Below are 12,964 nucleotides of genomic sequence, written 5' to 3'. Positions count from 1 at the left end.
TGATTTTTGGTGTACTAAAAATCCAAATCGTCTTCTATATCTATTTTATTATCCTCCTCCATGGATTCCTTGGAACAATCCACGTTTATGGACAAATTCTCAGGCTTTTCAAATTCTCCATCCGAAACTCCCAATTCCTTGTTAGCATAGTTCTTTTTCATATACAATCCCCAAATTGGAAGGGCCATGGAAGCACCTTGTCCATAAGTTATAGTCTTAAAATGAACTGCTTTGTCATCTCCTCCTACCCACACTCCGGTTACCAAATTAGGAACCATCCCCATAAACCAACCATCACTTTGGTTCTGTGTAGTCCCTGTTTTCCCAGCAATCTGATTTTTAAATTCATAAGGATAACCTGTTATGATCTCCTTATACTCCGGTCTATATTTCTCTGCTCCGGTGGTTCTTAATCTTGTCCCAGATCCTCCTTGGGTTACCCCAGACATAAGATTGACCATAGCATAGGACACATCCTTACTAAGAACATCTTTTGTCTCCGGTACATACTCATAGAGTACCGTGCCATTTTTGTCCTCGATCCTGGTGACCATAACCGGCTTAACATAAACCCCTTGGTTGGCAAAGGTACCATAGGCTCCCACCATCTCATAAACATTAAGGTCTGCTGTCCCCAAGGCTATGGAAGGCACCTCCGGAATTTCTCCTGTAATTCCTAAATTTTTGGCAATGGAAACTACCGCTTTGGGACCTACCCGATCTATTAATTGGGCGGTAACGGTATTAACAGAATTTGCCAAGGCATTCTTAAGTGTAAGCATTTCACCCGAATATTTCCCATCGGAATTCTTTGGGCACCATGGATCTGGATTTCCGTGTTTATTGGCCTCGATACAATATTGATTGTCCGGAAGCATATCACAGGGCGATAAACGCAATTGATCTATGGCTGCAGCATACACAAATGGCTTAAAAGTAGACCCAACCTGCCTTGCGCCTTGAATAACATTATCATACTGAAAATGCTTATAGTCTATACCTCCAACCCAGGCCTTAACGTGACCTGATTGTGGTTCCATAGACATCATAGCGGTCTTAAGAAAAGATTTATAATATTTAATGGAATCCATCGGCGTCAATACCGTATCCTTTTCCTTGGTCTCGCTGTTCCAATCAAAAACTGTCATCTCCACCGGCTCGTTAAAGGAAGCCCTAATTTCCTTTTCATTTTTTCCTTGATCCTTAAGGTTGTGCCATCTATGTGAGGATTTTATGGCCCTCTCCATAATCCCATCTATCTCTCCGGGAACCTGCTCAATAAAGGGAGCCGTTTTATTCCGGTCAGGGGTGTTTTGATGAAAAAACTCGGCTTGCAATCTTTTCATATGTTCGGCTACGGCATCCTCCGCATTTTTTTGCATTCGCGAATCTATGGTGGTGTAAATACGCAAGCCGTCCAAATAAATATTCCATTTATCACTTTCCCCTTTCAAGGCCGGCTTGGGATTATCCTTAATCCATCTGTTCATAAACCCTTGAAGGTACATCCTAAAATAGGTAGCCAAGCCTTCTCTGTGCGATTCAGGACTAAAATTAATATCCATTTTTAGGGCCTGAAGCGAATCCTTTTGTTTTTCAGTTATAAAATGGTACTTCTCCATCTGGGACAAAACTGTATTTCTGCGGTCCAATACTAATTTTTCCCTTCGCATGGGATTATAGTAGGAGGAATTTTTTAACATGCCCACCAAAACAGCTGATTCCTCTATTTTTAGATTTTTGGGCTCTTTGCCAAAATAAATACGGGAGGCCGATCTTATTCCATCGGCATTGTAGTTAAAATCGTAAATATTAAGATACATTTTAACGATTTCTTCCTTAGTATAGCTACGTTCCAACCTTATGGCAAGCACCCACTCTTTTATTTTTTGGGTTATAGTTTCAAAAATGTTTTTGGAACGCACCCCAACAAACAATTGCCTTGCCAATTGTTGGGATATGGTACTGGCCCCTCCTTTTTTGCCCAAATAGACAAAAGCCCTTAAAGTGCCTCGGGCGTCTATTCCAGAATGCTCATAATACCGTGCATCTTCAGTAGCTACCAAAGCCTGCACCAAAGTTTTGGGCAATTCTTCATAAGCTACATCAGTTCTATTATCGTCGAGATAAAACTTACCAAGGGTCTCACCGTCTGAAGAAATAATTTCACTGGCCAAATTGGTCTGTGGATTTTCTAAACGCTCATATTCCGGCATGGCTCCGAAGGCTCCCCAAGAAGCCAAAAGGAAAATCAAAACTACGGATAGGGCACCTATAAAAAAGAGTAGCCAAAACCACTTTATGAATTTAAAAAAATTGTTGTTGCTTTTTTTCTTCTTCTTGGTAGCTGTTGCCATAAGCCTACTAATTACTTTTTTCGATTAGATATCCCACATCGGTGATACCTTCCAATTCGACAATTCCATCTACTTGGCCATTTTTACGCATGGCATGGGAAATTTCTAATTTATATACGCCTAAAGTCGGGAAAACGACGTTTTCCTTATACCATAATTTATTTTCCTTTAAACTACCATAACCCGTTCCCAACCATTCTCCGTCCGGTTTGGCCATTTCATATTCCAGAGTATCGCGCAGCATATCCCCGTTTGGAAACTGTAATTCCGCAATTAAAAAGAGGTTGCTATATGGGTATGTTCCATCATTCCTGACGTTGATGAACAAATTGTACTCTTGAAGGGTATCCAATTCCTTAAATGAAAATGCTACCACACTATCCTTGTTCCAGATTCCGTTCTGTGTTGGACTGTATTCCGATTTTACGATTTGCCGATCGCAAGAAACCATAAAAACCACTAACAAGAATGCACCTAAACTCTTAAGCATTATTGGCAGGTTTTTTTTTAAAATTTGTTCTCTTTTTTTTCTTGTTGTTCCTATTGGACCTTCTCTTCTTGGGTGTATCAAAACGGGTTAAACTATCCTGTCCCACCACATTCTCAAAAACCTTTTCAACCTCTTGCACGTTTTCCACGGCATATTCCTCTAAACTGGCAACCTTCTCCCTCTTCTTGTTCTTTTCCAAGACCTCAATTACCTGGTCTTTTGATAAGATATGCCAATTAGCAGGTTCGTCCTTATACGAAAACCAAAGAGTAGCTTTAAAAATATCCACTTTCTGACAGAAGGCCATTCCTTTTTCGGTGAAAAGTTTGGTGTCCTGACCAGGAAAATCCTTTAAGGCATCCAAATAAACATCCAATTCGTAATTGAGACAACACTTTAGTTTTCCACATTGCCCCGCAAGTTTTTGTGGATTAAGGGAAAGTTGCTGATAACGGGCCGCTGAAGTACTTACAGACCTAAAATCTGTTAACCAAGTAGAGCAGCACAACTCCCTGCCGCAAGAACCAATTCCTCCCAAACGTTGGGCTTCTTGCCGGTAGCCAATCTGTCTCATTTCTATTCGAATTCCGAAAGCCTTGGCCATGTCCTTGATCAACTGACGGAAATCTACACGTTCTTCTGCGGTGTAATAAAAAGTAGCCTTGGAACCATCACCTTGAAATTCCACATCGGAGATTTTCATCTGCAATTTGAGAACAATGGCTATTTCCCTGGCCCTTTTTTTAATTTCCTCTTCCCTATCCCTACATTTCTGCCAAATATCGATGTCCTTTTGGGAGGCCTTTCGGTAAAGTTTGGGCAATTCCGGATTATTGTAATCCTCCTTTTTCTTTTTCATTTGCACCCTTACCAATTCGCCGGTAAGTGTAACCATACCCACATCATGACCGGAAGTAGCCTGTGTAGCCACTATGTCACCAATGGAAAGTGAAAGATTTTCGGAATTTCTGAAGAATTCTTTTCTGCTATTTTTAAAACGGACTTCCACACAATCAAATGGTTTTTCCCCATTTGGTAGTGACATATTGGAAAGCCAATCAAATACCGTCAATTTATTACAGCCATCAGTGCCACAAGTACCGTTGTTCTTGCATCCTTTTGGCTGTCCGTCCTTACCGGTTGAACAACTGCTACAACCCATATTTCGTATCTTGGTTTAGTAAAAATGTAACACTTTTACTAAAAAAGGTTCATAAAATTATTAAACGTAAAGATAGTGTTTTTTTAATGCGATGAAAAGAAAGAGTTCCGTTGTCGACGTTAAGATTAACCTAAACCGCAAAAAATAATCCATAGGGGTGGATATAATTCTTGATCCTTGTCCAAATTGCACTAAATAAACCACTTTCTATTGGCTTAAATTCAGATAAAGTAATTCAGACAAAAAAAAGTAGCCTCCCTTTTATTGTTAAAACAAAACCTTTAAGACTTAGAACCTCAACAAAAGCCCTACTTCTTGTACTTTAAAACTTCCGATCTGCCCTTTTTAAAAATCTTATTGCTCACCACTTTCCCCTTTCTGAGCCGTTTTTGTTCCTCATAAGGCAATTCATGAATTTCCTTACATTCAATGGAACAGCATTGGTTCATGGTTTCGGCACAAGCATCGCACTGAATAAAAAGTAGATGACAGGCCTCATTGGCACAATTTACGTGATTGTCACATGGGTTTCCACATTGATGGCAATGGGCAATGACATCATCCGTAATCCGTTCTCCCCTGCGGTGATCAAAAACAAAATTCTTCCCTAGAAACTTATTTTCCAGATTAAGGTTATTTACCTGACGGGTGTATTCTATAATACCGCCTTCCAGCTGATATACATTTTTAAAGCCCTTGTGTTTATAATAGGCACTGGCCTTTTCGCACCTAATGCCGCCGGTACAGTACATGACCAATTTTTTATCCTCTTTATGGTCTGCAAGATCTTTTTCTATAATATCCAATGAATCCCTAAACGTATCCACATCAGGGGTAATGGCATTTTTAAAATGGCCTATTTCACTTTCGTAATGATTCCTCATATCCACCAAAATGGTGTCGGAATCATCAATAAGTTCGTTAAACTTTACGGCATCTACATGTATTCCCTTATTGGTAACATCAAAGGAGTCGTCATTTAACCCGTCCGCCACGATTTTTTCACGAACCTTCACCTTTAGTTTTAAAAATGATTTGTTATCCTGTTCTATGGCGATATTCAATCTAACATTTTCCAAAAAGGTGATGCTATCCAAATGGGCTTTAAACGACTTGAAATTTTCGGCAGGAACGGACAATTGGGCATTAATACCTTCATGGGCCACATAAATACGGCCTAGAACATCCAGTTCGTTCCAATGAATAAATAAATGATTTCGAAAAATTGACGGATTGCCAATACGTGCATATTGATAGAAAGAAATGGTTAGGCGTTCCAATCCCGCCTCCTCTATTAGGGCTTCTCTTTCCTTTGCACTTAAGGTATTGTACAGTTGCATGCTATACTAATATTTTAAGTTAAAGAAATAATTTTCAACTGCAAAAATAGGATTTATAGGTCGGGATTAAAAGGATTCGCATCTGTTTTTTGATTTCTGGGGATGCACGTTCTTTAAAACAACCTAAAGGAATATATTATGTTGGTGAAGTTTATTTACAGCCAGATAAAAAGCAAAAAAGGATCTTGAAGTTATCAAGACCCTTTTTAGGTCAATATTGTTTTTTCTTTTTCATAGAATTACAATAAAATATTGACCCACAACCCTTATTGTTTTACCAGAACAATAAGCAACCTAATTTGAGTTAGTTATTTTTTAGATGCGCTAATTAAAAAAAGGTTGCGTGCAAAGCAATTAATAATTCGCCCCTATTGGAAAAAAGCAACGAAAACGGTCGAAAAATATTCCGCAAATACCTTTAAATAAGGCTATGGAGAAGAATTCACTACTATTCAAAAATATTATTTCAAACTTTATATTTCCCCAATTTCTTCTTATAATATCCGTACCATTGGTGGTATTATGCAAAAAGAATTGGTATTTTAGCGTCCCTAATATGATATGAAAATGAGTTCCGAAAAAGAAGCAAAATTAAAAGCACTTAAACTTACCCTAGATAAATTGGATAAAACTTATGGCAAGGGTGCCGTAATGAAGATGGGCGACAGCATAGTACAGGACGTAGAGGTGATCTCCTCCGGTTCTTTAGGATTGGATGTAGCACTTGGTGTAGGAGGCTATCCACGTGGAAGGGTAATCGAGATTTACGGACCTGAATCCTCAGGTAAAACTACACTTACGCTACACGCCATGGCAGAAGCGCAAAAAAATGGGGGTATTGCAGCTTTTATTGATGCGGAACATGCGTTTGACCGATTTTATGCCCAAAAACTTGGGGTAGATATAGATAACCTGATCATTTCCCAACCCGATAATGGTGAACAAGCTTTGGAGATAGCAGATAACCTTATACGTTCTGGTGCTATTGATATCGTTGTTATCGACTCCGTTGCCGCATTGACTCCGAAAAGTGAAATTGAAGGTGAAATGGGCGACTCTAAAATGGGACTTCATGCCCGATTAATGTCACAAGCACTTAGAAAGCTTACCGGTTCTATAAGCAAAACAAATTGTACCGTAATCTTCATTAACCAATTAAGGGAGAAAATTGGAGTAATGTTCGGTAATCCGGAAACAACTACAGGTGGTAACGCCCTAAAATTTTACGCTTCGGTTCGCTTGGATATAAGAAGATCTACCCAAATTAAGGATACCGATGGTGGCGTGCAAGGTAATAAAACACGTGTTAAGGTAGTAAAGAACAAGGTTGCCCCGCCATTCAGGACCGCTGAATTCGATATTATGTACGGTGAAGGGATTTCCAAAGTGGGGGAGATAATTGATTTGGGAGTTGAATTTGAAATTATCAAGAAAAGTGGATCATGGTTCAGCTACGGCGACACCAAGCTTGGACAAGGTAGGGATGCTGTAAAAAGTTTACTACTGGACAATCCAGAATTACTCGAAGAACTGGAAGGCAAAATTAAAGAAGCCATCAAAACAGTAAAAGCATAAACTTAAAAATCCCGATTCGATCGGGATTTTTTCATTCTACACGCAACCTTTAATTCCTGTTTACATCTTATAGCAAAAACTAATTGCTATGAAATCGACATGCCTTTAAAAATTCTTGAATTTCTCGAATTTTATTAGGTCAGGGGTTTTCAAAAACGTTTAAGAAAAACTAAATATTAAGAACATGAAACGAGTATTCTTTTTGCTGCTTGTTGCCTCTTTTGCACTAATAACATCTTGTGACATAGATGATGATGTCAACTATCATTTTGAAGCCTTACAGGTGAAATCAGTAGAAATGCCGGAAGCATTTGATTACGGTCAGATCTATAGAATAAAAGTTACTTACTTTAGACCGAATAATTGTACCTTTTTCGAAGGTTTTGATGTAGTAAAGGAGGATGTAACTACCAGAAAAGTAGTTACTATTGGTACTGTGATCGAAGATGAGGACGAATGTACCGGGGCTGGTGAGGACTTAGTTGCCACATTTAACTTTGAGGTTTTGTACGATCAACCTTATTTATTTAGATATTGGACGGGAGAAGATGCAAACGGAGAGCCAACTTATCTAGAAATCACTGTGCCCGTCAATGAAGACAGTTCGGCCATAGTTTTGCCGGCCAATGAAAACGGTTCGGCCATAATAAAGAATTAGTTATTAACCCAATCCATATTTTGAGTAATCCGGTAGAGCTCATTAATAATTGCAAAAAGGGGGACAGACAAGCACAAGAACAGTTATACCGTGACTATTCCCGGATACTGTTCGGTATTTGTCTCAAATACTCACGCAATAAAACGGAGGCGGAAGATAACCTACATGATAGTTTTATGACTATCTATAGTAAAATTGAACAGTTTAAACATCAAGGCTCTTTTGAAGGCTGGATAAAGCGCATCACTGTAAATACAGTACTTCAAAAATATAGAAAAGAGGAGAACTTAACAGTGGTTTCCGATAATATAGAAGAGGAAGCGCCAGAGGATTCCGGGTATATAAATCTAGATCTGGCCACCTTGTTAAGTTATATACAAGAGCTACCAAACAAATACCGCCTAACCTTCAATCTATATGTAATGGATGGTTATAGCCATAAAGAGATAAGTGAATTATTAGGAACGTCCTTGGGGACTTCCAAATCAAATCTTGCGAGGGCAAGAATGATTTTAAAAGAAAAAATTGAGGCAAATAAGGCAAAGATCATTATGGAAGGGTAAACTTTCCCTATTATGATTTCTGCTGAACAATTGAAAACATGAGTGAAAATAATTTAGACAAATTATTTCAAGAGAACTTGGCCAACTTCCAAGAAATTCCGGACGAAAGAGTCTGGAATTCCATAGCCGCTTCCTTGGATAAAAAGAAACGATCACAAAAGCTTATCCCCCTATGGTGGAAAGTTGGAGGTATGGCAGCTATACTGGCCATCCTATTTTTTGCAATCAATCCTTTTTCTACTTCCAAATTGGCAGAACCAATCATAACGGATGTAGAAAACAACTCCCCTAATACAAAGGATAGCAAAACACTAAAAGAATCAACGCCAGAAGCATCCAGCATCACGGTTTTTGAAGAGGAATCTACTGAGGAAAATCGAATTAAATCGACCAAACAAACGGAACAAGAAAAAATCACCAAACCATTAGGGAGTCAGGAAAGTATTGCAGCTACAGGCAAAACAAAAACCAGCAACCCAGCAAAAAGCCAAAGGGCCGTATCTACAACCGACGCTGTAGCCAATAACACAGCCAAAAACAATAAGGACAATGTTGGTTTTGATAAAAAGGCAGAAAGCGACATTCCCAATGCCATTGAAAAAGAGCCATTGGTTGATGCCTTGGGCCAAAAGAAGCTTCCGAATATTGTTGAGGACCAATTGGCGAATCAAGAAGTTAATAACACAAACAAAAAAGAAGGGAATAACCCAGAAATCACCCCTGAGACTGTACCATCAAATAAAAAATCCATTTTGGAGGCTATTGAAGAAAATGAAGTTGTTGATGTTGACGATAACCGTAATGGAAAATGGTCCGCTGGGCCCAGTGTAGCTCCTGTTTACTTTAATGGTATGGGTGAGGGATCCCCAATCAACTCTATCTTGGCCTCCAATACCAAGACGGGAAATGTAACGTTAAGCTATGGCATTACTGTAGCCTATGAAATTTCTAAAAAATTAAGTGTCCGTTCCGGTGTCCATAAGGTAGATTATGGCTATAATACCAATGATGTTTCCTTTACATCGTCATTCAACGCTTCTTCAGGGAACCAACTAAGTAATATTAATTATTCCAATGACTCCCAATCCATAATTTTGAATAGTCCAAACAGCGAAAATGTAATTCCCAAACCAGGATCCGTATTCGCTTTGGATGTCACCGGTAAAAATCCTACCCGCTTAGGAACCATGGGGCAACAATTTGGTTATTTGGAAGTACCGTTGGAATTAAATTACGCTTTACTTGACCGTAAATTTGGGGTTAATATAATAGGAGGGGTTAGTTCCCTTTTCCTAACGGATAATTCTGTAGTATTGGAATCCAATGGACAAACAACCGATGTTGGGGAGGCCAACAACATCAATTCCGTCAATTTTAGCACCAACTTTGGCCTTGGGCTTCATTATAGATTTACCCCGAAGCTTAAATTTAATGTGGAGCCAGTTTTTAAATATCAATTGAATACCTTTTCGAACACTTCAGGAAATTTTAACCCTTATTCCTTGGGAGTTTACAGTGGGTTTAGTTTTAAGTTTTAATGCCGGGGTTGCTTTAGTATCCGAACATTGTCTAGTCTTAATAGGTAATTACTGTCCGGTGCCTGAATCTATGAGCTCCTTCAGAATTACGTTCCTAACCTTTTCCCGAAGCATTCCTTTATCGGGCTCGTTTAAGTGATCGGTAGCAAAAAATTTATGCACCTTAACCCGTAACCTTCCTGGACCTCCACTATAAAATGTAAAGGAAAACCGTTTTTTATTATCATAGAAGGTCATTGGCACCACGGGGATACTATGAGCTATAGCCATTTTAAAAGCCCCGTCTTTAAACTCATCCAAAAGTACATGTTCATCAGGCACCCCACCTTCGGGGAAAATGCAAATACTAAGTCCTTGATGCAACCTTTTCTGTGCCCGTCTATAAACAGCCGTCCTACTTTTGGAGCTGTCCCTATCCACCATTATGCACACCCGTTTATAGAAAAACCCAAAAAGCGGAATATTCACCAATTCCTTCTTGCCGATAAAAACGAATGGATTTTTACTTACCCTAAGCATCAACATAATATCCAGCATACTGGTATGGTTGGCTATCAACATATAACTCTCTCCTTTTTTGAGTCTTTCTTCCCGCCTTATTACCGGGAAACAGCCCATTCCGTAAAGAATAAAATTGGCCCATATATTACGAGCCATCCAAAAAAACTGCGGATATGTTTTTTCGGAAATGGTAAAAAGCAATAGAAAGGGAAACATTAGCAGGATCGGGAAAACCGCCAAAATATAGAACCAAATTCTGTATAATGTATGGCCTATTTTCTTTGAGATCGATAGCATGAGATCAAAAGTAATAATTTTAGTCCTTTTTTAGGATTTCTTTTACCTTTGTCCTTCCTTATAAATAAAATAATGGCAAGAATCTTAACAGGTATACAAAGTACAGGGACCCCTCATCTTGGGAATATATTAGGAGCAATTATCCCGGCGATTGAAATGGCAAACAATCCAGAAAACGAATCCTTTCTCTTTATTGCTGATATGCACTCCTTAACCCAGATCAAGAATGGGAAGGAACTTCGGAACAACACTTACGCAGTGGCCGCTACCTGGCTTGCATTTGGTCTGGACATAAATAAAACCGCCTTTTATAGACAAAGTGATATTCCACAGACAGCAGAACTTGCTTGGTACCTCAGCTGTTTTTTTCCATACCAAAGATTAACCCTTGCCCACTCTTTTAAAGATAAGGCGGATCGACTGGATGATGTGAATGCGGGCTTGTTTTTCTATCCCATGCTTATGGCTGCGGACATACTTTTATACGACGCCCAGATAGTTCCGGTTGGCAAGGACCAAATGCAGCATTTGGAAATGACCCGTGATGTTGCCTCTAGGTTTCACGCACAATTGGGGGAAACCTTTGTAATGCCAGATGGAAAGGTACAGGAAGAGACCATGTATATTCCTGGTACAGATGGCTCAAAAATGAGCAAAAGTAAAGGGAACTTAATAAGTCTTTTTCAAACTGATAAACAATTGCGTAAACAAATCATGGGTATACAAACGGACAGCACTCCCATGGAAGACCCTAAAGACCCTGATACCGATAACGTATTTGCGCTCTATAAAATTCTGGCTTCGGAAAATCAGGTTGCGGAAATGAGAGCCAATTATACCAATGGCAACTATGGCTACGGACACGCCAAGCAAGCGCTATATGAAGTAGTACTGGAGCGATTTGGCGAGGCAAGGGAAAAGTTCGATTATTATATGAACAACTTAAATGAATTGGATGAGGCCTTGGCTGTTGGAGCGGAAAAAGCCAAAAAAGTTGCCGATGGGGTTTTGGAAAGAGTAAGGACCAAGGTGGGGTATTGATATTTATACCCTTTGGTCTGTTTGCCACGCTCATAATTACCTACTTATTAAAACAATTTCGTCTAATGGTAATTTATTTGCGCCCTAGGGTCTAAAAGTGTCAATTTTACTATTGCAAATGTCCACGTACAAACCTATTGGTCGGTAAACTTCGTATGCGATATACCCCTATTGAAGTTGTAATTGGATAGTATTCTATGAATTAAGTCCATTCAATCTTGTTCAATAACCGTTTCAAATGGCCTCGAACAATTTACCTGGAAGCGGCCTCACTACTCCCTTCATTTCCATATTCAATAGTGTGGAAGACACCTTAAAAATAGGAAGCTTACAGTCCAATGCAATACTGTCCAGCAATTGTTTACCTCCCTGCTGTAAATAATCATATATTTCCTTCTCAATATCGTCCAGATCCACAAATAATTGTTTTTGAATGCTAGTAGGCTCTTTTTCCTCCAATTGCCACCCCAACATATATATTAGATCCGCTACAGAAGTCAACATATGAGCCTTCTGTTGTTTAATTAGGTTGTTACAACCACTGCTGTATTTATCCTGGGTTCGCCCGGGAACGGCAAAAACATCGCGATTATAACTGTTGGCAATATCGGCCGTTACCAAACTGCCACCTTTTTCAGCAGATTCCACTACAATGGTAGCTTCGCTCATTCCGGCTATAATCCTATTTCGTTTTAGGAAATTTTCCCTATCGGGCTGACTGGTACTCCAAAATTCAGTAAAAAACCCGCCATTTTTATTGACCTCTGGAACATATTTTTCGTGCATTTTTGGATAAATCTGATTTAAACCATGTGCCAAACATCCAATGGTTTGCAAGCCATATTTTACAGCAGCCTTTTGTACGCAAATATCCACTCCGTAGGCGAATCCACTAACAATAATGGGATTCAAAGGTGCCAATTCCTCAATTAGCTGCTCACAAAGTGCAGTACCATAACTGGTAATATTCCTGGTACCTACAACGCTTATTATTTTTTGGCGGTCAAGATTTATGTTCCCTTGGCTAAATAGTAAAATAGGACTATCTATACAGTGTTTTAAATAGGACGGGTAACTATCATCCATAAAATAATGGAGATTTATTTCCTGCTTCCTTAGAAATTCGTACTCCTCTTCTGCAGCTTCCAAATGTTCCAAGTCCATTAATCCCCTTAGGGTACCAGAGCCAATTCTATCAATTTTTAATAAATGACGCATTTTATCCTCAAAGATTGCCGATGGATTACCGCAGTTTGAAATTAATTTTTTTGCGGTTATATCACCAATATTTGGTACGTTCTGTAAGCGCAGAATAGCAATTATTTCATCTCTAGACATTTATGGAAAGAGCTTAGTTGTTCACAAAATACATAAATTATAATGTTAATAAAAAGTTATGCCAAGAGTTTTGAACTTGTGTTATTTTTCCAATCTTTGTTCCT

The 12,964-nt window shown here is 39.0% G+C and carries 11 protein-coding genes; 5 read left to right on the top strand and 6 right to left on the bottom strand.

Going from position 1 to position 12,964, the window contains the following annotated elements:
- Positions 1–14 precede the first annotated feature (14 nt).
- The 4 genes from MWU78_RS00705 to MWU78_RS00690 form a co-directional block, all read right to left on the bottom strand.
- Positions 15–2,357: a transglycosylase domain-containing protein gene (locus tag MWU78_RS00705; RefSeq protein WP_246994034.1), complete on the bottom strand. Its 2,343-nt coding sequence runs from the start codon at positions 2,355–2,357 to the stop codon at positions 15–17.
- A 7-nt stretch (positions 2,358–2,364) separates the two neighbouring features.
- Positions 2,365–2,847: a gliding motility lipoprotein GldH gene (locus MWU78_RS00700; RefSeq protein WP_246994032.1), complete on the bottom strand. Its 483-nt coding sequence runs from the start codon at positions 2,845–2,847 to the stop codon at positions 2,365–2,367.
- Positions 2,840–4,009 carry a regulatory iron-sulfur-containing complex subunit RicT gene (gene ricT, locus MWU78_RS00695; RefSeq protein ID WP_246994030.1) on the bottom strand — a complete coding sequence of 390 codons (1,170 nt, stop codon included), beginning with the start codon at positions 4,007–4,009 and terminating at the stop codon, positions 2,840–2,842. Before ricT ends, MWU78_RS00700 begins: the two co-directional genes overlap by 8 nt.
- A 308-nt stretch (positions 4,010–4,317) precedes the next feature.
- Positions 4,318–5,349 (bottom strand): rhodanese-related sulfurtransferase, encoded by a 1,032-nt coding sequence (locus tag MWU78_RS00690; protein WP_246994028.1) that lies wholly within the window; start codon positions 5,347–5,349, stop codon positions 4,318–4,320.
- Positions 5,350–5,916: 567 nt separating this feature from the next.
- Here MWU78_RS00690 and recA point away from each other — a divergent pair.
- The 4 genes from recA (at position 5,917) to MWU78_RS00670 (ending at position 9,683) form a co-directional block, all read left to right on the top strand.
- The gene (gene recA / locus MWU78_RS00685) at positions 5,917–6,924 is read left to right on the top strand and encodes a recombinase RecA (protein ID WP_187581625.1); all 1,008 of its coding nucleotides are present in this window, start codon (positions 5,917–5,919) and stop codon (positions 6,922–6,924) included.
- Between the two features lie 184 nt (positions 6,925–7,108).
- Complete coding sequence (locus MWU78_RS00680) at positions 7,109–7,582, top strand: hypothetical protein (RefSeq protein ID WP_246994026.1); 474 nt, start codon at positions 7,109–7,111, stop codon at positions 7,580–7,582.
- 20 nt (positions 7,583–7,602) lie between these two features.
- Positions 7,603–8,145: an RNA polymerase sigma factor gene (locus MWU78_RS00675; protein WP_246994024.1), complete on the top strand. Its 543-nt coding sequence runs from the start codon at positions 7,603–7,605 to the stop codon at positions 8,143–8,145.
- A 38-nt stretch (positions 8,146–8,183) separates the two neighbouring features.
- On the top strand, positions 8,184–9,683 hold the full coding sequence (locus tag MWU78_RS00670) for a hypothetical protein (RefSeq protein ID WP_246994022.1): 1,500 nt from the start codon (positions 8,184–8,186) through the stop codon (positions 9,681–9,683).
- Positions 9,684–9,731: 48 nt separating this feature from the next.
- Here MWU78_RS00670 and MWU78_RS00665 read toward each other — a convergent pair whose 3' ends face one another.
- Positions 9,732–10,481, bottom strand: a complete 750-nt coding sequence (locus tag MWU78_RS00665; RefSeq protein ID WP_246994020.1) for a lysophospholipid acyltransferase family protein — start codon at positions 10,479–10,481, stop codon at positions 9,732–9,734.
- A 72-nt stretch (positions 10,482–10,553) separates the two neighbouring features.
- Here MWU78_RS00665 and trpS point away from each other — a divergent pair, with 72 nt between their 5' ends.
- A complete protein-coding gene (gene trpS, locus MWU78_RS00660) occupies positions 10,554–11,522 on the top strand; it encodes a tryptophan--tRNA ligase (RefSeq protein ID WP_246994018.1) in 969 nt (322 codons plus the stop codon).
- Positions 11,523–11,756: 234 nt separating this feature from the next.
- Here trpS and dprA read toward each other — a convergent pair whose 3' ends face one another.
- Positions 11,757–12,860, bottom strand: a complete 1,104-nt coding sequence (gene dprA / locus MWU78_RS00655; RefSeq protein WP_246994016.1) for a DNA-processing protein DprA — start codon at positions 12,858–12,860, stop codon at positions 11,757–11,759.
- Between the last annotated feature and the right edge of the window lie 104 nt (positions 12,861–12,964).

Source organism: Arenibacter sp. F26102, from assembly GCF_023015865.1.
In the GTDB taxonomy this organism is placed as follows: Bacteria; Bacteroidota; Bacteroidia; order Flavobacteriales; family Flavobacteriaceae; genus Arenibacter.
This window is presented reverse-complemented; position numbering and strand designations above follow the sequence as displayed.